This window comes from Sinorhizobium sp. 22678 (assembly GCF_052044265.1).
GTDB classification, from domain to species: domain Bacteria; phylum Pseudomonadota; class Alphaproteobacteria; order Rhizobiales; family Rhizobiaceae; genus Sinorhizobium; species Sinorhizobium meliloti_A.
Map to the genome: position 1 here is coordinate 1 of NZ_JBQEMS010000043.1, position 21,255 is coordinate 21,255.

The 21,255-nt window shown below is 60.5% G+C and carries 16 protein-coding genes and 1 tRNA gene; 1 reads left to right on the forward strand and 16 read right to left on the reverse strand.

What is annotated here, in order from left to right; all coding sequences use genetic code 11:
• The 4 genes from tuf (ACTJKL_RS31150) to rpsL form a co-directional block, all read right to left on the reverse strand.
• Positions 1-1,176, reverse strand: coding sequence for an elongation factor Tu (gene tuf, locus ACTJKL_RS31150; protein ID WP_100672242.1), 1,176 nt, complete (start codon positions 1,174-1,176; stop codon positions 1-3).
• 71 nt (positions 1,177-1,247) lie between these two features.
• Positions 1,248-3,347, reverse strand: a complete 2,100-nt coding sequence (gene fusA, locus ACTJKL_RS31155) for an elongation factor G (RefSeq protein WP_018099708.1) — start codon at positions 3,345-3,347, stop codon at positions 1,248-1,250.
• A 29-nt stretch (positions 3,348-3,376) separates the two neighbouring features.
• Positions 3,377-3,847, reverse strand: a complete 471-nt coding sequence (gene rpsG, locus ACTJKL_RS31160; protein WP_003536198.1) for a 30S ribosomal protein S7 — start codon at positions 3,845-3,847, stop codon at positions 3,377-3,379.
• 57 nt (positions 3,848-3,904) lie between these two features.
• Positions 3,905-4,276, reverse strand: a complete 372-nt coding sequence (gene rpsL / locus ACTJKL_RS31165) for a 30S ribosomal protein S12 (RefSeq protein WP_003507760.1) — start codon at positions 4,274-4,276, stop codon at positions 3,905-3,907.
• Positions 4,277-4,984: 708 nt separating this feature from the next.
• Between rpsL and ACTJKL_RS31170 the strand changes: the two genes are divergently transcribed.
• A complete protein-coding gene (locus ACTJKL_RS31170) occupies positions 4,985-5,281 on the forward strand; it encodes a hypothetical protein (protein ID WP_010969192.1) in 297 nt (98 codons plus the stop codon).
• 121 nt (positions 5,282-5,402) lie between these two features.
• On the opposite strand, the gene rpoC is transcribed toward ACTJKL_RS31170, so the two are convergent.
• From rpoC to tuf (ACTJKL_RS31230), 12 genes are all read right to left on the reverse strand, one after another.
• On the reverse strand, positions 5,403-9,608 hold the full coding sequence (rpoC, locus tag ACTJKL_RS31175) for a DNA-directed RNA polymerase subunit beta' (RefSeq protein ID WP_018099707.1): 4,206 nt from the start codon (positions 9,606-9,608) through the stop codon (positions 5,403-5,405).
• A 184-nt stretch (positions 9,609-9,792) separates the two neighbouring features.
• Positions 9,793-13,935: a DNA-directed RNA polymerase subunit beta gene (gene rpoB / locus ACTJKL_RS31180; protein ID WP_440854684.1), complete on the reverse strand. Its 4,143-nt coding sequence runs from the start codon at positions 13,933-13,935 to the stop codon at positions 9,793-9,795.
• A gap of 265 nt (positions 13,936-14,200) precedes the next feature.
• Complete coding sequence (gene rplL / locus ACTJKL_RS31185; protein ID WP_014328058.1) at positions 14,201-14,581, reverse strand: 50S ribosomal protein L7/L12; 381 nt, start codon at positions 14,579-14,581, stop codon at positions 14,201-14,203.
• Positions 14,582-14,639: 58 nt separating this feature from the next.
• Positions 14,640-15,158 carry a 50S ribosomal protein L10 gene (gene rplJ, locus ACTJKL_RS31190; RefSeq protein WP_026169172.1) on the reverse strand — a complete coding sequence of 173 codons (519 nt, stop codon included), beginning with the start codon at positions 15,156-15,158 and terminating at the stop codon, positions 14,640-14,642.
• Between the two features lie 332 nt (positions 15,159-15,490).
• Positions 15,491-16,189, reverse strand: coding sequence for a 50S ribosomal protein L1 (rplA, locus tag ACTJKL_RS31195; RefSeq protein WP_018099704.1), 699 nt, complete (start codon positions 16,187-16,189; stop codon positions 15,491-15,493).
• Positions 16,190-16,193: 4 nt separating this feature from the next.
• Positions 16,194-16,622: a 50S ribosomal protein L11 gene (gene rplK / locus ACTJKL_RS31200; protein ID WP_018099703.1), complete on the reverse strand. Its 429-nt coding sequence runs from the start codon at positions 16,620-16,622 to the stop codon at positions 16,194-16,196.
• A gap of 216 nt (positions 16,623-16,838) precedes the next feature.
• Entirely contained in the window at positions 16,839-17,369 is a 531-nt protein-coding gene (gene nusG / locus ACTJKL_RS31205) for a transcription termination/antitermination protein NusG (protein ID WP_003536182.1), read from the reverse strand.
• 16 nt (positions 17,370-17,385) lie between these two features.
• A complete protein-coding gene (gene secE, locus ACTJKL_RS31210) occupies positions 17,386-17,586 on the reverse strand; it encodes a preprotein translocase subunit SecE (protein WP_003536180.1) in 201 nt (66 codons plus the stop codon).
• A gap of 183 nt (positions 17,587-17,769) precedes the next feature.
• Positions 17,770-17,845 (reverse strand) — tRNA-Trp (locus tag ACTJKL_RS31215).
• Between the two features lie 224 nt (positions 17,846-18,069).
• The gene (locus ACTJKL_RS31220) at positions 18,070-18,963 is read right to left on the reverse strand and encodes an NAD-dependent epimerase/dehydratase family protein (RefSeq protein WP_440854685.1); all 894 of its coding nucleotides are present in this window, start codon (positions 18,961-18,963) and stop codon (positions 18,070-18,072) included.
• Between the two features lie 124 nt (positions 18,964-19,087).
• Positions 19,088-19,753 (reverse strand): hypothetical protein, encoded by a 666-nt coding sequence (locus tag ACTJKL_RS31225; protein WP_275598075.1) that lies wholly within the window; start codon positions 19,751-19,753, stop codon positions 19,088-19,090.
• Between the two features lie 326 nt (positions 19,754-20,079).
• On the reverse strand, positions 20,080-21,255 hold the full coding sequence (gene tuf / locus ACTJKL_RS31230; protein ID WP_100672242.1) for an elongation factor Tu: 1,176 nt from the start codon (positions 21,253-21,255) through the stop codon (positions 20,080-20,082).

Consider the following 21,255-nt stretch of genomic DNA (forward strand, 5'->3'; position numbering starts at 1 on the left):
TTACTCGACGATGGAGGCGACGATGCCTGCGCCGACGGTGCGGCCGCCTTCGCGGATAGCGAAGCGCAGCTTTTCTTCCATCGCGATCGGCACGATCAGCTCGACGTCAACCGTGACGTTGTCGCCCGGCATGACCATTTCCGTGCCTTCCGGAAGCGTCACGATGCCGGTCACGTCCGTCGTGCGGAAGTAGAACTGCGGACGGTAGTTGGTGAAGAACGGCGTGTGACGGCCACCCTCTTCCTTCGTCAGGATGTAGGCTTCGGCCTTGAACTTGCGGTGCGGCTTGACCGAACCCGGCTTGCACAGAATCTGACCGCGCTCGACGCCGTTGCGGTCGACACCGCGAAGCAGCGCGCCGATGTTGTCGCCGGCCTGGCCCTGGTCGAGCAGCTTGCGGAACATTTCAACGCCCGTGCAGGTCGTCTTCGTCGTCGGACGGATGCCGACGATCTCGATTTCCTCACCGACCTTGACGATGCCGCGCTCAACGCGACCGGTCACGACCGTACCGCGGCCCGAGATCGAGAACACGTCTTCGATCGGCATCAGGAACGGCTGGTCGATCGGACGCTCAGGCGTCGGGATGTAGGCGTCAACCGCAGCCATCAGCTCGCGGATCGCGTCTTCGCCGATCTTCTTGTCCGAATCCTCAAGCGCAGCCAGAGCCGAACCCTTGATGATCGGAATGTCGTCGCCCGGGAATTCGTAGGACGACAGCAGTTCGCGCACTTCCAGCTCGACCAGCTCGAGCAGTTCAGCGTCGTCGACCTGGTCGACCTTGTTCAGGAACACCACGATCGCCGGAACGCCGACCTGGCGGGCGAGCAGGATGTGCTCGCGCGTCTGCGGCATCGGGCCGTCAGCGGCCGAAACAACCAGGATCGCGCCGTCCATCTGCGCCGCACCGGTGATCATGTTCTTGACGTAGTCGGCGTGGCCGGGGCAGTCGACGTGCGCATAGTGACGGTTCGGCGTCTCGTATTCGACGTGCGCCGTCGAAATGGTGATGCCGCGCGCCTTTTCTTCCGGCGCAGCGTCGATCTGGTCATACGCCTTGAACTCGCCGAAATACTTCGTGATCGCTGCCGTCAGCGACGTCTTGCCATGGTCAACGTGGCCAATCGTGCCAATGTTGACGTGCGGCTTATTGCGCTCAAATTTGCTCTTTGCCATTTCCGGCTCTCCGTTTCCTGTCCCCTAGAGGGGAAATCTTTTCATTCTGTTTCAGCGCGAGGCTATTCCGGTCACTTCTGACCGGAATACTTCGCCTGGATTTCCTGCGCGACGTTCGACGGAACCGGCGCGTAGTGATCGAACAGCATCGTGTACTGAGCGCGGCCCTGCGACATCGAGCGCAGGTTGTCCACGTACTTGAACATGTTCGCGAGCGGCACGTGGGCATTGATCACCACGGCGACGCCGCGTGCTTCCTGACCCTGGATCTGGCCACGGCGAGAGTTCAGGTCACCGATAACGTCACCGACGTAATCTTCCGGCGTCACGACCTCGACCTTCATGATCGGCTCGAGGAGCTGAGCTCCAGCCTTCTTCGCGGCTTCACGGAAGCATGCACGGGAAGCGATTTCGAAGGCCAGGACCGACGAGTCGACGTCGTGGAACGCACCGTCGATCAGCGTCGCCTTGACGCCGAGCATCGGGAAGCCCGCGAGCGGACCCGAGGACAGGACGCTTTCGATACCCTTCTGAACGCCGGGGATATATTCCTTCGGAACAGCACCACCGACAATCTTCGATTCGAATGCGAAGTCTTCGCCTTCCGGGTTCGGTTCGAAGACGATCTTGACGCGCGCGAACTGGCCGGTACCACCGGACTGCTTCTTGTGCGTGTAATCTTCCTCGTGCTTGCGCGTAATGGTCTCGCGGTAAGCAACCTGCGGAGCACCGACCGAAGCTTCGACCTTGAACTCGCGACGCATGCGGTCGACGATGATATCCAGGTGAAGTTCGCCCATGCCGGCGATGATCGTCTGGCCGGACTCCTCGTCCGTCTTGACGCGGAAGGACGGATCCTCGGCAGCCAGGCGGTTGAGCGCGAGGCCCATCTTTTCCTGGTCGCCCTTGGTCTTCGGCTCGATCGCGATCTGGATGACCGGCTCCGGGAATTCCATGCGCTCGAGGATAACCGGCTTCAGCGGATCGCAAAGCGTATCGCCCGTGGTGGTTTCCTTGAGGCCGGCCAGAGCAACGATGTCGCCGGCGAAGGCTTCTTCGATGTCTTCACGCGAGTTGGAGTGCATCTGCAGCATGCGGCCGACGCGCTCGCGCTTTTCCTTGACCGTGTTCATCACCGACGTGCCCTTTTCGAGCTTGCCGGAATAGATGCGCGCGAAGGTCAGCGAACCGACGAAGGGGTCGTTCATGATCTTGAACGCGAGCATCGAAAGCGGCTCGTTGTCGTCGGCCTTACGGGTGATCTCGCCCTCGGTCTTGACGTCGATACCCTTGATCGCCGGAATGTCGATCGGCGACGGCAGGTAATCGACAACGGCGTCGAGCAGAGGCTGAACGCCCTTGTTCTTGAAGGCGGTGCCGCAGAACATGGGGTGGAACTTGACGTCGATCGTACCGCGACGGACCAGTTCACGGATCTTGTCGTTATCCGGATAGGTACCTTCCAGGTAGGCTTCCATTGCCGCTTCGTCGATCTCGACAACCGTCTCGATCAGCTTTTCGCGGTATTCTTCCGCCTTTTCCTTCATGTCGGCCGGGATTTCGACGACGTCCCACTGGGCGCCGAGCGATTCGTCGCGCCATACGAGAGCATTCATCTCGATCAGGTCGACAACACCCTTGAAGTCGCTTTCAGCGCCGATCGGCAGCTGCATAACGACGGCCGTCGCGCCGAGGCGCGTCTTGATCATCTCGACCGAGCGGTAGAAGTCCGCGCCGGTCTTGTCCATCTTGTTGCAGAAGATCATGCGCGGAACATGATACTTCTCGGCCTGGCGCCAGACGGTTTCCGTCTGCGGCTCGACACCGGCGTTGGCGTCGAGAAGCGCGATCGCACCGTCGAGAACGCGCAGCGAGCGTTCGACTTCGATGGTGAAGTCGACGTGGCCGGGAGTGTCGATGATGTTGAAGCGCCGCGTCTTGCCGTCGCGACCCTTCCAGAAGGTGGTCGTCGCAGCAGACGTGATCGTGATGCCGCGCTCCTGCTCCTGCTCCATCCAGTCCATCGTCGCGGCGCCGTCATGGACTTCGCCGATCTTGTGGGACTTGCCGGTGTAGTAGAGGATACGCTCGGTCGTCGTCGTCTTGCCGGCGTCGATGTGCGCCATGATACCGAAATTTCGGTAGTCTTCGATTTTATATTCGCGAGCCATGAGAGACTGCCTTTCGGAACCTGTTCTGATTACCAGCGGTAGTGCGAGAACGCACGGTTGGCATCAGCCATCTTGTGGGTGTCTTCGCGCTTCTTGACTGCGCTGCCGCGATTGTTCGCTGCGTCCATGAGTTCGCCGCACAGGCGATCGACCATGGTCGTTTCATTGCGCTTACGGGCAGCTGCGATCAGCCAGCGGATAGCGAGAGCCTGACGGCGCTCCGGACGAACGTCGACCGGCACCTGGTAGGTAGCACCACCGACGCGGCGCGAACGCACTTCGACGTGCGGAGCGATGTTGTCGAGCGCGGAGTGGAACACGGCGACCGGCTCCTGCTTCAGCTTCGACTGGACCGCATCGAACGCACCGTAGACGATGCTTTCCGCAACGGACTTCTTGCCGTGCAGCATGATTGCGTTCATGAACTTCGTGACGACCAGATCACCGAACTTCGGATCCGGGTTGATCTCACGCTTTTCTGCTCTGTGACGTCGGGACATACTTCTCGTCTCTCAACTTTAAATCTTATGACCAGCGAAATGGCGCCGGTTGCGATGTTATTTCGGACGCTTCGCGCCGTACTTCGAGCGGCGCTGCTTACGGTTTTTCACACCCTGCGTATCGAGAACGCCGCGGATGATGTGGTAACGAACACCCGGAAGGTCCTTCACGCGGCCGCCGCGGATCATGACCACGGAGTGCTCCTGAAGGTTGTGGCCCTCACCCGGAATGTAGCCGATCACTTCGAAGCCATTCGTCAGGCGGATCTTGGCGACCTTACGGAGAGCCGAGTTCGGCTTCTTCGGGGTCGTCGTGTAGACGCGGGTGCAAACGCCGCGCTTCTGCGGGTTCTCCTGCAGCGCAGGAACCTTGTTGCGCTTTACCTGTGCCTGACGCGGCTTGCGGATCAGCTGGTTTACGGTAGGCATCTAACCATCCCTTACAAAAACTTGTCTCGTTACCCTTTCGGGCGGATCGCTTGCCGTCGCCGGCAACAACGAACGCCTATGAAATGCGCAAAACGAGGGCCGATCCGCTTTTTCGCAGATGGCCCCACAAAAAGCAGAGGACGCACTATTTCGCGCGTCTTGCGTGCAGCATTATGTCGTCAGCGTGCGTTTTGAACCTTGTTTGAGGCGAACTCCAGAACGCGTCGTTCCGAACCAGCCAGCCTCACATGGGCTCTGATGCGGCGGGGTGTACTGATTTCGGGGCGATCCGTCAAGGGCAATTAAGAAATATCTGGGCGTTGCAGCCCTGATATGCCCGAGAAACAAGGCTTTGCGCGCTTGCCGTGCCCTAGGTCCGGCCGAACGCCGGCCCGTGTCGTCGCATAGTCGTTCCCACTTAAGGAATCAGCAACCTCTTTCTGTCGTTTTCCACGACCGCGAGTCGCGCCGTGCCCGATATCCTGTCTCGACGTCATCCCTGACCAAAAATGTTTCGGGCCATCGTACGATTCGTGGAACGGGTTTCGGTCTGGCGCAATATGCAGTAGAGCAGGATGAGGCAAAGTGTATCCGGTTTCCCCGCATCCCGCGTCTCAACGCTTGAGAAATCGATCGCGACGGTTTCGGCCTCTTTCGACTTACAAGAAACGCGATCGCCCGTTACTATTCTTCAAAGAGGATGTTTCCATGTCTGTCACACCGGATAACGACAACGCACCCGACGAACCGCTGATCTTCATCGTTATCGGCAAGGCCTACGAGACCGACGGCGATGCCGAGGGCGTCGACATCCATGTGATGCTGCGGGCGCCGGATGACGATACCGCCGTGCGCGAGGCGCTGAACGCACTCGCCGAGGAAGGCTTCCTTGAAGCCGATCTCGACCAGATCGGCACCTTGGACGGCATACCGGACGAGGAGCCGCACGCTTCCGCCTATCAGGGCGCCCTCGAGGGCGAAGTCGCCATCATTCGCTTCGGTTGAGAGATCGCGCGGCATCTGGAGCCGCATCGACGCCAAACACATCGACCTGAAAAAGCCGCCCGGATCGGTCCGGGCGGCTTTTTTGTTTCGCCAGGGAGGGCAGATACCCTCCCCTTTTCGCTTATTCCGCCGCGGCGGGATCGTTTGCCATGTCGGCGAGCATCGGCGTGGCGCTTTCCGCACCGGTGCCCTTGCGGCGCTCTTCAAGGATCAACTCGTCGCGGGCCGTAGCGATGCGGCGGATCTGCGTCATCGTGCCGCCCGTACCGGCCGGGATGAGACGGCCGACAATGACGTTCTCCTTCAGACCCTGCAGATTGTCCGTCTTGCCTGCGACCGCAGCTTCGGTGAGGACCTTGGTGGTCTCCTGGAACGAAGCGGCCGAGATGAAGGACGGCGTCTGCAGCGATGCCTTGGTGATACCCAGCAGCACCGGCTCGCCAAAGGCGGGCTTCTTGCCTTCGGCAAGCAGAGAGTCGTTGACGTCCTCGAGCTCGATGCGGTCGACGTTGTCGCCCACGATATACGTCGAGTCACCGGCGTCGGTGATTTCGACCTTCTGAAGCATCTGCCGGACGATCACCTCGATGTGCTTGTCGTTGATGACAACGCCCTGCAGTCGGTAGACTTCCTGGATTTCGTTCACGAGATAGGAAGCAAGTGCTTCCACGCCCTTGATTGCCAGGATGTCGTGCGGCGCCGGATTGCCGTCGAGGATGTAGTCGCCCTTCTCGATGTAGTCGCCATCCTGAAGATGGAAGGGCTTGCCCTTCGGGATCAGGTATTCGACCGGTTCGACACCGTCTTCCGCCGGCTCGATCATCACGCGACGCTTGTTCTTGTAATCGCGGCCGAAACGGATCGTTCCATCGATCTCCGCGATGATGGCGTGATCCTTCGGACGACGTGCCTCGAACAGTTCGGCAACACGCGGCAGACCACCGGTGATGTCCTTGGTCTTGGCGCTTTCGAGCGGCGAACGGGCAAGAACGTCGCCCTGGCTGACCTTTTGTCCCGGCTCGACCGAAAGGATCGCGTCGACCGAGAGCATGAAGCGGGCTTCGCCGCCGCGGGCAAGCTTGGCGATGTTGCCATTCTTGTCCTTGATGACGATCGCCGGCTTCAGGTCGGTACCGCGTGGCGTCGAACGCCAGTCGATAACCTGGCGCTTGGTGATGCCGGTCGACTCGTCGGTCGATTCCAGAACCGAGATGCCGTCGACGACGTCTTCGAAGTGAACGGTACCTTCCACTTCCGTCATCATCGGACGGGTGTAGGGATCCCACTCGGCGAAACGCTGTCCGCGCTTCACCTTGTCGCCATCGTCGACGAAGATCTTCGAACCGTAGGCAACGCGCTGCGAGGAGCGCTCGACACCGCGTTCGTCGAGGATCTGGATCGCCATGTTTCGGCCCATGGCGACGAGTACGCCATCGGAGTTGCGCAGCATGTTGCGGTTCTTGATCTGAACCGTGCCCTCATAAGAGGCTTCCAGGAACGACTGGTCGACCACCGTTGCCGTACCACCAAGGTGGAACGTACGCATGGTCAGCTGCGTGCCCGGCTCGCCGATCGACTGAGCCGCGATGACGCCGACGGCTTCGCCCATGTTGACAGGCGTACCGCGGGCGAGGTCCCGGCCGTAGCAAACGCCGCAGACGCCGGTCTGGATCTCGCAGGTCAGTGCCGAACGAATCCGGACGGACTGGATACCGGCCTTCTCGATCGCGACGACGTCCGGCTCGAGAATCATCTTGCCGGCATCGACGATGCGTTCACCGGTGACCGGGTTGTCGATGTTGTCGAGCGCCGTACGGCCGAGGATACGCTGGCCGATCGAGGCTACGACCTGCCCGGCATCGACGATCGCAGTCATGGTGAGGCCCTTGTCGGTGCCGCAATCCGTATGCGTGACGATGCAGTCCTGTGCCACGTCGACGAGACGACGGGTCAGGTAACCGGAGTTCGCAGTCTTCAAGGCGGTGTCGGCGAGACCCTTACGGGCACCGTGCGTCGAGTTGAAGTACTCGTTCACGGTCAGGCCTTCCTTGAAGTTCGAGATGATCGGCGTTTCGATGATCTCGCCCGAGGGCTTTGCCATGAGGCCGCGCATGCCGCCAAGCTGACGCATCTGGTTCGGCGAACCGCGGGCGCCCGAGTGCGACATCATGTAGATCGAGTTCATCGGCTTCTGACGGCCGCTGTCGTCGAACTCGACGGCCTTGATGCGCGCCATCATCTCTTCGGCGACCTTCTCGGTCGCCTTGCCCCAGGCGTCGACGACCTTGTTGTACTTTTCGCCCTGGGTGATGAGGCCGTCATTGTACTGCTGCTCGTATTCCTTCACGAGCGCTTCGGTGTCGCCGACGATCTTCACCTTCGTGTCCGGAATGACCATGTCGTCCTTGCCGAACGAAATGCCGGCGCGGCAGGCATGCGAGAAGCCGAGCTGCATGATCCGGTCGCAGAAGATGACCGTGTCCTTCTGACCGCAATGGCGATAGACCGTGTCGATCATCTTGGAGATGTTCTTCTTGGTCATTTCCTGGTTGCAGATTTCGAAGGGGACGTTCGGGTTCTTCGGCAGGAGTTCGCCGATGATCATGCGGCCAGGCGTTGTTTCATAGATCTTCGAAACCGGGTTGCCCTCGGCATCGACGGTCTTGTAACGGCCACGGATCTTGGCGTGCAGGGTGACGGCCTTGGTCTCCAGCGCATGGTGCAATTCGCCCATGTCGGAGAAGGCCATGCCTTCGCCCGGCTCGTTCTGGTTCATGATCGACAGATAATAGAGGCCGAGAACCATGTCCTGCGACGGCACGATGATAGGGGCACCGTTTGCCGGATGCAGGATGTTGTTCGTCGACATCATCAGCACGCGTGCTTCGAGCTGTGCTTCGAGCGACAGCGGCACGTGAACGGCCATCTGGTCGCCGTCGAAGTCGGCGTTGAAGGCCGTGCAGACGAGCGGGTGCAGCTGGATCGCCTTGCCTTCGACCAGGATCGGCTCGAAGGCCTGGATGCCCAGGCGGTGCAGGGTGGGAGCGCGGTTCAGAAGGACCGGATGCTCGCGGATGACCTCGTCGAGGATATCCCAGACTTCCGGCTTTTCCTTCTCGACCAGCTTCTTCGCCTGCTTGACGGTCGAGGAGTAACCCTTGGCGTCGAGGCGGGCGTAGATGAACGGCTTGAAGAGCTCGAGCGCCATCTTCTTCGGCAGGCCGCACTGGTGCAGTTTGAGTTCCGGACCGGTCACGATGACCGAACGGCCGGAATAGTCGACGCGCTTGCCGAGCAGGTTCTGACGGAAGCGGCCCTGCTTGCCCTTGAGCATGTCGGAGAGCGACTTCAGCGGACGCTTGTTCGCACCCGTGATGACGCGGCCGCGGCGGCCGTTGTCGAACAACGCGTCCACGGATTCCTGCAGCATCCGCTTTTCGTTGCGGATGATGATGCCCGGCGCACGCAGCTCGATCAGCCGCTTCAGGCGGTTGTTGCGGTTGATGACGCGGCGATAGAGATCGTTGAGGTCCGATGTCGCGAACCGGCCGCCATCAAGCGGCACGAGCGGACGCAGGTCCGGCGGGATCACCGGAACCACCTTCATGATCATCCATTCCGGACGATTGCCGGATTCCATGAAGTTCTCGACGATCTTCAGCCGCTTCATCAGCTTCTTCTGCTTCAGATCGGACGTCGTCTCGGCCATCTCCGAACGCAGATCACCCGCGATCTTCTCGAGATTCATCGATGCGAGCATCTCGTAGATCGCTTCGGCGCCGATCATTGCGGTGAACTGGTCCTCACCGAACTCGTCGACCGCGATCATGTATTCTTCTTCGCTCAGGAGCTGATTTTCCTTGAGCGACGTCAGACCCGGCTCGGTGACGATGTAGTTCTCGAAATAGAGAACGCGTTCGATATCCTTGAGCGTCATGTCGAGCAGCGTTGCGATGCGGCTCGGCAGCGACTTCAGGAACCAGATGTGAGCAACCGGCGCGGCGAGCTCGATATGGCCCATGCGCTCGCGGCGAACGCGCGACAGCGTGACTTCGACGCCGCACTTTTCGCAGATGATGCCCTTGTACTTCATGCGCTTGTACTTGCCGCACAGGCACTCGTAGTCCTTGATCGGACCAAAGATGCGGGCGCAGAAAAGACCGTCGCGTTCCGGCTTGAAGGTACGGTAGTTAATCGTCTCCGGCTTCTTGATCTCACCGTAAGACCAGGAAAGAATCTTCTCCGGGGACGCTATCGAAATCCGGATGGAATCGAAGGTCTGTGCAGGCACCTGCGGATTGAAAAGATTCATGACCTCTTGGTTCATGCCTGTCTCCTTTGCGGGCATTTAAGCCCTGAGCTTGGCGAGGGTGCCGGCAATCCCGGGCGCCGGCCCCTGCCCCATAAACAGCTAAAACCGCATCGGGTGCGGCCCTTTTCCTGCCGCGGACAATCTGGTGCCCGACGGCGGAAACGGTGCGCGCCGCTTAGCGGCACGCACCTGATGACTCTTACTCCGCCGCGTCCGGCAGTTGCGCCGTGCTACCGACGTCATCGACCTTGGAATTCTCCAGCTCGACCGAAAGGCCCAGCGAGCGCATTTCCTTGACGAGAACGTTGAAGCTCTCCGGAATACCCGCTTCGAAGGTATCGTCGCCGCGGACGATCGCCTCGTAGACCTTGGTGCGGCCGGCCACGTCGTCCGACTTGACCGTCAGCATTTCCTGCAGCGTGTAGGCGGCACCATAGGCTTCCAGAGCCCAGACCTCCATTTCGCCGAAGCGCTGACCGCCGAACTGCGCCTTGCCGCCCAGCGGCTGCTGGGTAACGAGCGAGTAAGGACCGATCGAACGGGCGTGGATCTTGTCGTCGACCAGGTGGTTGAGCTTCAGCATGTAGATGTAGCCCACGGTCACCTGGCGATCGAAAGTCTCGCCGGTACGGCCGTCGTAGAGCGTCGACTGACCGGTCACCTTCAGGCCAGCCTGCTCCAGCATCTCGTTGACGTCCGCTTCGACAGCACCGTCGAAGACCGGTGTCGCGATCGAAACGCCGCGGCGGGTCTGCTCGGCAAGCCGAACGATCGATTCATCGTCGTACTGCTTGATCGGCTCGCCCTTCGGGCCAGATCCGATGACGCTGTCGATGGTATCGCGCAGCGGCTGAATGTCAGCGCCCGCCTTATATGCATCGAGCATCGCTCCGATCTTCTTGCCCATGCCGGCGCAAGCCCAACCGAGATGGGTCTCGAGGATCTGGCCGACATTCATGCGCGACGGCACGCCCAGCGGGTTCAGAACCACGTCGACATGCGTACCGTCTTCGAGGAACGGCATGTCTTCGATCGGGACGATCCGCGACACGACACCCTTGTTGCCGTGGCGGCCGGCCATCTTGTCACCCGGCTGGATCTTGCGCTTCACGGCGACGAAGACCTTGACCATCTTCATGACGCCCGGAGGCATCTCATCGCCGCGCTGAACCTTCTCGACCTTGTCCATGAAGCGCTGTTCAAGGCGCGACTTGGATTCGTCGTACTGTGCGCGAAGTGCTTCGATCTCGCCCTGAGCCTTCTCGTCCTCGATAGCGAACATCCACCACTGCGAGCGGGGATATTCACTGATGACGACGTTGGAGAGCTCGGTGCCCTTCTTGAAGCCCTTCGGACCGGCAACGGCGACGTGGCCGCGAAGCATGTCGACCAGACGCGCATAGACGTTGCGGTCGAGAATCGCCTGTTCGTCGTCGCGGTCCTTCGCAAGACGCTCGATTTCCTCGCGCTCGATCGCCATCGCGCGCTCGTCCTTCTCGACGCCATGGCGGTTGAAGACGCGCACTTCTACGACCGTGCCGAAGGTGCCCGGCGGCATGCGCATCGACGTGTCGCGAACGTCCGACGCCTTCTCGCCGAAGATGGCGCGCAGAAGCTTTTCTTCCGGCGTCATCGGGCTCTCGCCCTTCGGCGTGATCTTGCCGACGAGGATGTCGCCCGGCTGAACTTCGGCGCCGATGTACACGATACCGGCTTCGTCCAGGTTCTTCAGCGCCTCTTCCGAAACGTTCGGAATGTCGCGGGTGATTTCTTCCGGACCAAGCTTGGTGTCGCGCGCCATCACTTCGAATTCCTCGATGTGGATCGAGGTGAAGACGTCGTCACGCACGATCCGCTCGGAGAGCAGGATCGAGTCTTCGTAGTTGTAGCCGTTCCAGGGCATGAACGCGACGAGCGCGTTGCGGCCGAGCGCCAGATCGCCGAGGTCCGTCGACGGACCGTCCGCGATGATATCGCCCTTGTTGATCACGTCACCGACAGTGACGAGCGGGCGCTGGTTGACGCAGGTGTTCTGGTTGGAGCGCTGGAACTTCTGCAGGCGGTAGATATCGACGCCCGACTTGGACGGATCCAGGTCTTCGGTGGCGCGGATAACGATACGAGTCGCGTCCACCTGGTCGACGATACCGCCGCGGCGGGCAGCGATCGCAGCACCGGAGTCACGCGCGACGACCGGCTCCATGCCGGTACCGACGAAGGGAGCTTCCGCACGCAGCAGCGGCACGGCCTGACGCTGCATGTTCGAGCCCATCAGCGCGCGGTTGGCGTCATCGTTCTCGAGGAACGGAATGAGCGCGGCCGCGACCGAGACGAGCTGCTTCGGCGAAACGTCCATCAGGTTGATATTGTCGCGCGGTGCCAGCATGACTTCGCCGGCGTGGCGGCAAACGACGAATTCTTCGGAGAAGGAGCCGTCGTCGTCCAGAACCGAGTTTGCCTGTGCAACGTGATACTTGGCTTCTTCCATCGCCGACAGATAGACGACGTCGTTCGTCACCTTGCCGTCCACGATCTTGCGGTACGGGCTCTCGATGAAGCCGTACTTGTTGACGCGGGCGAAGGTCGCAAGCGAGTTGATCAGACCGATGTTCGGGCCTTCCGGCGTCTCGATCGGGCAGATACGGCCGTAATGCGTCGGATGCACGTCGCGCACTTCGAAGCCGGCGCGCTCGCGGGTCAGACCGCCCGGACCCAGTGCCGAAAGACGGCGCTTATGGGTGATTTCCGAAAGCGGGTTCACCTGGTCCATGAACTGCGACAGCTGCGAGGAGCCGAAGAATTCGCGAACGGCCGCGGCAGCCGGCTTCGCGTTGATCAGGTCCTGCGGCATCACGGTGTCGATCTCGATCGAGGACATGCGTTCCTTGATCGCACGTTCCATGCGCAGGAGACCCAGGCGATACTGGTTCTCCATCAACTCGCCGACCGAGCGGACGCGACGGTTGCCGAGATTGTCGATGTCGTCGATCTCGCCCTTGCCGTCACGCAGCTCCACGAGCATCTTGACCACGGCCAGGATGTCTTCCTTGCGCAGCGTGCGAACCGTGTCCGGAACGTCCAGATCGAGGCGCATGTTCATCTTCACGCGGCCGACGGCCGAGAGGTCGTAGCGCTCCGCATCGAAGAAGAGCGCATTGAACATGGCTTCGGCCGAATCCATGGTCGGCGGCTCACCCGGACGCATGACGCGGTAGATGTCGAACAGCGCGTCCTGACGGTTCTCGTTCTTGTCGGCCGAAAGCGTGTTGCGGATATAGGCGCCGATATTGATGTGGTCGATGTCGAGCACCGGGATCTCATCGAAGCCGGCGGAAAGGATAACCGGAAGCGTCTTCTCGTCGATCTCGTCACCGGCCTCGAGATAGATCTCGCCGGTCTCGAAGTTGACGACGTCCTCGGCGAGATAGTTGCCGTAGAGATCGTCGTCGGTCGCCTTGAGTGCCTTCAGGCCCTTTTCCTGCAACTGCCGGAGCAGGCGCGGGGTCAGCTTCTTGCCGCTCTCGACGACGACCTCGCCGGTATCGGCGTCGATCATGTCTGACAGTGTCTTCTGGCCCTTGAGCGCATCCGGCTGGAACGGCACGCGCCAGCCCTCGCCGTCGCGCTGGTAGAGCGACTTCGTGTAGAAGGTGTCGAGGATTTCCTCGCCGTCCATTCCGAGCGCCATCAGCAGCGAGGTCACCGGAATCTTGCGGCGGCGGTCGATGCGCGCATGGACGATGTCCTTGGCGTCGAATTCGATGTCGAGCCACGAGCCGCGATAGGGGATCACGCGCGCGGCGAAGAGCAGCTTGCCGGACGAGTGGCTCTTGCCCTTGTCATGGTCGAAGAAGACACCCGGCGAACGGTGCATCTGCGAAACGATGACGCGTTCCGTGCCGTTGACGATGAAGGTACCGTTGTCCGTCATGAGCGGCATGTCGCCCATATAGACGTTCTGTTCCTTGATATCCTTGATGGACTTGGCGCCGGTGTCCTCGTCGATATCGAACACGATCAGCCGCAGCGTCACCTTGAGCGGCGCCGCATAAGTCAGGTCGCGCTGACGGCACTCCTCGACGTCAAACTTCGGTGCGTCGAATTCGTAGGAAACGAATTCGAGCATCGAAGCGCCGGAAAAATCCTTGATCGGAAATACCGATTTGAAAACGGCTTGAAGCCCCTCATCCGGCCGCCCGCCTTGGGGCTCGTCGACCATGAGGAACTGGTCGTAAGACGCCTTCTGAACCTCGATGAGGTTCGGCATCTCCGCGACTTCGGGAATTTTACCAAAAAACTTGCGTACGCGCCTACGACCGTTAAACGAAAGGGTCTGAGCCATCGTCGCTCCTTGTCAATCTTGCATCCGGGCCTGCAACGGACGGGAACCGATGGCCAGTCGACCCCGTCAATCAATGGGTAGTTCAATCTCGTCCAGCATTCGAAAGACGCCAGCGCGGAATGCTGTGCTGTCCTTCGATGGAGACCATCCTCTTGAAGAACCCATTACCCAAAAGCCGTTTTCGACAGGCTTTTGGGTAATATGTTCTAAAAACGGTCAAAGAGAGGCGGCCACGAAGGCCACCTCCCTTTCGCATTTCGTCGAATTACTTGACGTCGACCTTCGCGCCAGCGTCTTCGAGCTTCTTCTTGAGGTCAGCAGCTTCCGCCTTGGAAACGGCTTCCTTGACAGCCTTCGGAGCGCCTTCGACCAGGTCCTTGGCTTCCTTGAGGCCGAGGCCGGTGATGGCGCGGACTTCCTTGATGACGTTGATCTTGTTCGCGCCGGCATCCGTCAGGATGACGTCGAACTCGGTCTTTTCTTCTTCAGCCGGAGCAGCAGCGCCAGCAGCGCCACCGGCAGCAGCAACGGCTACCGGAGCAGCGGCGGAAACGCCCCACTTTTCTTCGAGAAGCTTGGAAAGCTCAGCGGCTTCCAGGACGGTCAGCGAGGAGAGGTCTTCAACGATCTTTGCGAGATCAGCCATTTTACTTTTCCTTTTGTTCGGTTCGAACTGGTTTTAAATACAACAGCGAAATTCCGCCTCAGGCGGCTTCGTCCTTCTTGGCATAGGCCGAGAACACGCGGGCAAGCTGGCTTGCCGGTGCTGCGACAACCGTCGCGACGCGGGTTGCCGGGGCGTTGAGAAGGCCCAGCAGCTTCGCGCGCAGCTCGTCGAGAGAAGGCAGGGTCGCAAGCGACTTGACACCTTCGGCGTTGAGCGTGGTTGCCCCCATGGCGCCGCCCAGAACAACGAGCTTGTCGTTGGTCTTGGCGAAATCCACGACGACCTTCGGAGCCGTTACGGGGTCTTCGCTGAAAGCGATCAGCGTCTGACCCTTGAAGAGATCGATCATCCCTTCAGACTCCGTGCCCTGAAGAGCGATCTTGGCCAGGCGGTTTTTCGCGACTCTGACGGTGCCGCCAGCAGCGCGCATCTTCGAACGGAAGTCGTTCATCTGCGCGACTGTGACACCAGCATAGTGGGCCACGACAACCGAACCGGAAGCCTTGAAGACTTCGTTCAGCTCCGTGACGAATTCGCGTTTTTCCGCTCTTTCCACTGTCTGTCTCCAGTTGGCAGGGTTGCTCATCGCAGCCCTGCCGGGTTTGCCTTTGTCACCCGGGATCATTCTCGATCCCAAGCAACGCTTGAGGATCCTGTCCCTTGGCGTTCCCGGAAAGCCGGGTCTGACACAAGGCAAGCGAGGTTCGAACCGAATTCCGACGCGTCCGCGTCTTCATGAAATTCAGATCTTACCCGTCTCATGCGGGCCAGGTGATTAAGGTAAAACCACCCGCAATCTCGGACAGGAGTTCCGGGCGGTAGGCCCGGAATTTCCGGCCCCGAAAGGCCGGAAATCTGGTTACGGGCCGAAGCCCGTCAAATCGTCAATCAGGCAGCGCTGATCGTTGCCGGGTCGACCTTGAGGCCGGGGCCCATGGTCGAAGAAACAGCCACGCGCTTGACGTAGTTGCCCTTGGCGCCGGTCGGCTTTGCCTTGATCACGGCATCTGCGAAGGCGCGGATGTTTTCTTCGAGCGCCTTGGCATCGAAGGAAGCCTTGCCGATGCCGGCGTGAACGATACCCGCCTTCTCAACGCGGAACTCGACCGCGCCGCCCTTCGAAGCCTTGACTGCTCCGGCGACGTCCATGGTGACGGTGCCGACCTTCGGGTTCGGCATCATGCCACGCGGGCCGAGAACCTTACCGAGACGGCCGACGAGCGGCATCATGTCGGGGGTCGCGATGCAGCGATCGAAGTCGATCTTGCCGCCCTGTACGATTTCGACGAGCTCTTCCGCACCGACGACGTCGGCGCCGGCAGCCTTGGCTTCGTCAGCCTTCGCGCCACGGGCGAAAACGGCGACGCGAACCGACCGGCCGGTGCCGTTCGGCAGATTGACCACGCCGCGGACCATCTGGTCGGCATGGCGCGGATCGACGCCGAGGTTCATAGCGACTTCGATCGTTTCGTCGAACTTGGCCGTCGCACGCTCCTTGACCAGCGTTACGGCCTCGGTAAGGCCATAGAGCTTCGCCGGATCGATGCCCTCGCGGGACTTCTGTACACGCTTTGCAATCTTCGCCATGGTCTTAGCCCGTCACTTCCAGGCCCATGGAGCGGGCCGAGCCCTCAACCATCGCCATTGCGCCTTCGATATCGGCCGCGTTGAGGTCCTTCATCTTGGCCTCTGCGATCGTGCGGATCTGAGCCTTGGAGATCGAGCCGGCCTTGGCCTTGCCCGGGGTCTTGGAGCCCGCCTGGACCTTCGCTTCGCGCTTCAGGAAGTAGCTGACAGGCGGCTGCTTCATGACGAATGTGAAGGACTTGTCCTGGTAATAGGTGATGACGACCGGAATCGGCATACCCTTTTCCATTTCCTGCGTGGCGGCGTTGAACGCCTTGCAGAATTCCATGATGTTAATGCCACGCTGACCAAGCGCAGGACCGATCGGCGGCGACGGATTCGCCGAGCCGGCCTTTACCTGCAGCTTGAGCTGGCCTGCAACTTTCTTAGCCATTTCTCTCTGCCTTTCACTGCTCCTTTGCGGCGAGGCCGAAAAGGGAGCTCATCAGCCGGTTGCCCGGCCATTTGCCGATCGATCGACCGGCGGCTGCGGTTGCGTGGTGCGGATGAACCGACCCGGCTTAAGGTCGGAAACCTCCCACGCGATGCGGATCGCTCCGCCGAACAAGCCGATAAATCGGCCTGCCCATTCGTATTCGCTTACGCTCTATCAGACCTTTTCGACCTGGCCGTATTCCAGCTCGACAGGCGTCGCGCGGCCAAAGATCGACACCTCGACCTTCAAGCGCGACCGCTCTTCATCGACATCCTGAACGGTGCCGTTGAACGATGCGAACGGGCCGTCGGAAACGCGGACCTGCTCGCCGATCTCGAAGGAGACCGAAGGCTTCGGGCGCTCGACTCCGTCCTGCACCTGACCGAGAATACGGTCGGCCTCGTGATCCGGAATCGGCACCGGCTTGCTGTCCGTGCCAAGGAAACCGGTCACTTTCGGCGTGTTCTTGATAAGGTGATAGGCCTCGTCGGTCAGATCGGCGCGAACGAGGACATAACCCGGAAAGAACTTCCGCTCCGCATCGACTTTGCGCCCGCGACGTACCTCGACCACCTTCTCGGTCGGGACGAGAATCTTCTCGAAGAGATGGGTGAGGCCCTTCTGCTTGGCCTTCTCCTCGATCGATTCGGCGACCTTCTTTTCAAAATTCGAATAGGCGTGAACAATATACCAGCGCGCAGCCATGCTACTCTCCACCCAATCAAGCGCCAACGTTGAGGATCAGGCTCATTACCCAACCCAGCAACTGGTCCGCACCAAAGAAAAAGGCGGCGGCAAAAGAGACCATGACGAAAACCATCAGCGTCGAGATCGTCGTCTCGCGCCGCGAAGGCCAAGTCACTTTCGACGTTTCAGCGCGCACCTGCTGCAGAAACGCAAATGGATTTGTTTTGGATGCCATATAATGCTCACGCCATTACGGCGCGTAAAGCCGACATGTCAGCCCCACGCACCGCGTGTCTGTTTGGACCCTACATAAAGACCGATTGCGAAAACCACAAGAGCCAACCAGTCTTTTTTGTGAATATACAAAGACGGCAATGCCGCCTTCCCCACGCATCCCAACACGGCAGGATTGGGAGAATGGCAGGGGCAGAGGGGCTCGAACCCCCGACCTGCGGTTTTGGAGACCGCCGCTCTACCAACTGAGCTATACCCCTACGGTGCCGCGACGCAACCGAACCGGCTGCATCCCAAGTCAGCGGCTTAATATTCAGTTTGCCGGACGCTTTCAAGCGCATTCGCAGCAAAAGAGAAAAAAGAATCAACAAAATTTCGGCCGCCCTCTCCGCGGGTGCCCGAACGGCGGCTGCGACGCCGCTCGAGGGACGAGGAAAGTGTGAGCGGCATTCCGCCCGCTACACGCGCCTCAACTCATCGTGATCTACTCGTTCAGCCGTACATATTTCCGCCAATCGTGCTCCTCCTTGAAACCGAGGACCTCGCGGATCTTGCGATTGGAAAGCAGCCCTTCGAATTCGCCGATCTCGCGCGTGAAGGGAACATTTGGATAGAACTGCCTGGCCAGTTCGCGCGAAGGCGTGTTGGCCGATACCGTGTCGTTCGCGGCGTTGAATATCGCGAAGCCGAGACCATCCTTCTCAACGCAAAGCTTCACGATCTGGCCGAGGTCACGGGCATCGATATAGCTCCAGGCGATCCTTTTGCGGATCTCCGGATGGGCAAAATAATGCGGGAAGTCCGCATATTCATGCGGCTCGATCACGTTGCCGATGCGCAAAGCGTAAATATCGAAGCCGGAGCGCTCGGCGAAGGCCCTCGCCGTCTTCTCGTTCACCACCTTGGAAAGCCCGTAGGAATCCATCGGATCGACGTCGTAATCCTCTTCGAGAGGAAAGTGATGGAAGTCCCGGTGCCCCTCCGCAAAGCAGACGCCATAGGTCGTCTCGCTGGAAGCGACGATGATCTTTCGGATGCCGAGCTTTACCGCCGCCTCGATGACGTTGTAGGTACCCATCACGTTGACCCGGAAAGTTTCGTTGTCGGGTTTGATGAGAATGCGCGGAATGGCCGCGAAATGCACGACGGCGTCGAAGGGCTGCATGCCCTGGTCGAGATCGGGGAAGTCCCGGTGCATCGACAGCGCATTGAACATCTGGCCGCTGTCGGTGATGTCGGCGATCAGATTGGTGACGCCGGGGCTGTCGAGCGGCACGAGATCGACATTGTGCACCTCATAGCCGGTCTCGATGAGGTAGGGCACGGCGTGCCGCCCGGCCTTCCCCGAGCCGCCGGTAAACAGAATTCGCTTTTTCATGATATATCCCCACGCAGAAGAAGACGTGCTGCAGCGACTTTGCTGTATGCGCCGCTCTGTAGGTTAGGTACTTTGCGCCCTTGCGCAAGATCGATCGTGCGTGGCGCCGAGTGTTCCTTCCGATTCACCACTTCAGACTATAGCGGACATCGACCACACTGCGCGGCGCCAGCAACGGATCGGCGACGGCCGCGCCGAGGCGCAGATTTCCGAAATTCTGTTCCACCCCAATCCGGCTCACACCGCTGACGCCGTCACGCGAAACCTGGCTCTGCACGGTGAGCGACGTTCGGCTTGCGGGAGACACGAGCTTGGCGGATTGAGTGAGCTTCGGTTCGCTGCACCGGCTCTCATAGGCGTTGCATTGGATAGCGATGCTCCGGTGGACCTCCGCATCGAGCGTGGGCGTGACGATCCAGCTGCGCGCGGTACCGGCGCCGAAGTTGCCGGCCCCTCGCAAAGCATTGTAGTCCACGCTGATCTGAGAGGAACGCGTGACCGCCCCTCGCCCGCTTCCGCGCGAAGCCGTTCCCCAGAGGCGGACAGGCGCGCCGGGTGGATTGATCTTGCCAGAGCGCGTGGCGTCCATCGAGACTTCGGCACCGGCGGACGTGTTCCACCGCCCCGTCCGGCGAACGCCGAACCGGAACTTGTAGGAGTTGGCTCCGGTCTTGGAAGGCGACCAGATAAGCGGGCGGTCATCGGCGGCCGAGGCAAATTGCGGGGACTTCCCGACGCAGATCAAAACGATGCCAGCCGCGGCAAGCCGCGTGGGAATACGTCTTTTCATTGGCTTCCGATCCTGCTGCATATTCCGCCAATCGGAGCCGATTGATGGACAAACATGCTGCAATTCAAGCGCTCAAGCGACCTTTGCGCACCTAAAACGCGCGGCGCTGTAGGTCGCATTCGGCAAATCGTCAGGACCGGAAGGTAACACGGACCGGCGGCAAGGTCCCGGGATATTCGGGCGATGCGTGCGGGACTATGCAAGCACTGTTGCAGACATCACACGCGAAAGAGATCGCCCGCCGCTTCAAAAGCGTTGATTGGTAAACGGCCAAAAAGAAAAACCCCGCGGTTGCCCGCGGGGTTCGAAGTCCGGTCCGACCGGAATTACTCGACGATGGAGGCGACGATGCCTGCGCCGACGGTGCGGCCGCCTTCGCGGATAGCGAAGCGCAGCTTTTCTTCCATCGCGATCGGCACGATCAGCTCGACGTCAACCGTGACGTTGTCGCCCGGCATGACCATTTCCGTGCCTTCCGGAAGCGTCACGATGCCGGTCACGTCCGTCGTGCGGAAGTAGAACTGCGGACGGTAGTTGGTGAAGAACGGCGTGTGACGGCCACCCTCTTCCTTCGTCAGGATGTAGGCTTCGGCCTTGAACTTGCGGTGCGGCTTGACCGAACCCGGCTTGCACAGAATCTGACCGCGCTCGACGCCGTTGCGGTCGACACCGCGAAGCAGCGCGCCGATGTTGTCGCCGGCCTGGCCCTGGTCGAGCAGCTTGCGGAACATTTCAACGCCCGTGCAGGTCGTCTTCGTCGTCGGACGGATGCCGACGATCTCGATTTCCTCACCGACCTTGACGATGCCGCGCTCAACGCGACCGGTCACGACCGTACCGCGGCCCGAGATCGAGAACACGTCTTCGATCGGCATCAGGAACGGCTGGTCGATCGGACGCTCAGGCGTCGGGATGTAGGCGTCAACCGCAGCCATCAGCTCGCGGATCGCGTCTTCGCCGATCTTCTTGTCCGAATCCTCAAGCGCAGCCAGAGCCGAACCCTTGATGATCGGAATGTCGTCGCCCGGGAATTCGTAGGACGACAGCAGTTCGCGCACTTCCAGCTCGACCAGCTCGAGCAGTTCAGCGTCGTCGACCTGGTCGACCTTGTTCAGGAACACCACGATCGCCGGAACGCCGACCTGGCGGGCGAGCAGGATGTGCTCGCGCGTCTGCGGCATCGGGCCGTCAGCGGCCGAAACAACCAGGATCGCGCCGTCCATCTGCGCCGCACCGGTGATCATGTTCTTGACGTAGTCGGCGTGGCCGGGGCAGTCGACGTGCGCATAGTGACGGTTCGGCGTCTCGTATTCGACGTGCGCCGTCGAAATGGTGATGCCGCGCGCCTTTTCTTCCGGCGCAGCGTCGATCTGGTCATACGCCTTGAACTCGCCGAAATACTTCGTGATCGCTGCCGTCAGCGACGTCTTGCCATGGTCAACGTGGCCAATCGTGCCAATGTTGACGTGCGGCTTATTGCGCTCAAATTTGCTCTTTGCCAT

What these genes read in the sequence shown, in the direction of transcription:
- tuf (WP_100672242.1), bottom strand. Translation starts at nt 21,255, where the DNA reads ATGGCAAAGAGCAAATTTGAGCGCAATAAGCCGCACGTCAACATTGGC.
- ACTJKL_RS31170 (WP_010969192.1), top strand. Translation starts at nt 4,985, where the DNA reads ATGTCTGTCACACCGGATAACGACAACGCACCCGACGAACCGCTGATC.
- rplL (WP_014328058.1), bottom strand. Translation starts at nt 14,581, where the DNA reads ATGGCTGATCTCGCAAAGATCGTTGAAGACCTCTCCTCGCTGACCGTC.
- secE (WP_003536180.1), bottom strand. Translation starts at nt 17,586, where the DNA reads ATGGCATCCAAAACAAATCCATTTGCGTTTCTGCAGCAGGTGCGCGCT.
- rpsL (WP_003507760.1), bottom strand. Translation starts at nt 4,276, where the DNA reads ATGCCTACCGTAAACCAGCTGATCCGCAAGCCGCGTCAGGCACAGGTA.
- ACTJKL_RS31220 (WP_440854685.1), bottom strand. Translation starts at nt 18,963, where the DNA reads ATGAAAAAGCGAATTCTGTTTACCGGCGGCTCGGGGAAGGCCGGGCGG.
- rplA (WP_018099704.1), bottom strand. Translation starts at nt 16,189, where the DNA reads ATGGCGAAGATTGCAAAGCGTGTACAGAAGTCCCGCGAGGGCATCGAT.
- fusA (WP_018099708.1), bottom strand. Translation starts at nt 3,347, where the DNA reads ATGGCTCGCGAATATAAAATCGAAGACTACCGAAATTTCGGTATCATG.
- rplK (WP_018099703.1), bottom strand. Translation starts at nt 16,622, where the DNA reads ATGGCTAAGAAAGTTGCAGGCCAGCTCAAGCTGCAGGTAAAGGCCGGC.
- rpoB (WP_440854684.1), bottom strand. Translation starts at nt 13,935, where the DNA reads ATGGCTCAGACCCTTTCGTTTAACGGTCGTAGGCGCGTACGCAAGTTT.
- tuf (WP_100672242.1), bottom strand. Translation starts at nt 1,176, where the DNA reads ATGGCAAAGAGCAAATTTGAGCGCAATAAGCCGCACGTCAACATTGGC.
- rpsG (WP_003536198.1), bottom strand. Translation starts at nt 3,847, where the DNA reads ATGTCCCGACGTCACAGAGCAGAAAAGCGTGAGATCAACCCGGATCCG.
- ACTJKL_RS31225 (WP_275598075.1), bottom strand. Translation starts at nt 19,753, where the DNA reads ATGAAAAGACGTATTCCCACGCGGCTTGCCGCGGCTGGCATCGTTTTG.
- nusG (WP_003536182.1), bottom strand. Translation starts at nt 17,369, where the DNA reads ATGGCTGCGCGCTGGTATATTGTTCACGCCTATTCGAATTTTGAAAAG.
- rpoC (WP_018099707.1), bottom strand. Translation starts at nt 9,608, where the DNA reads ATGAACCAAGAGGTCATGAATCTTTTCAATCCGCAGGTGCCTGCACAG.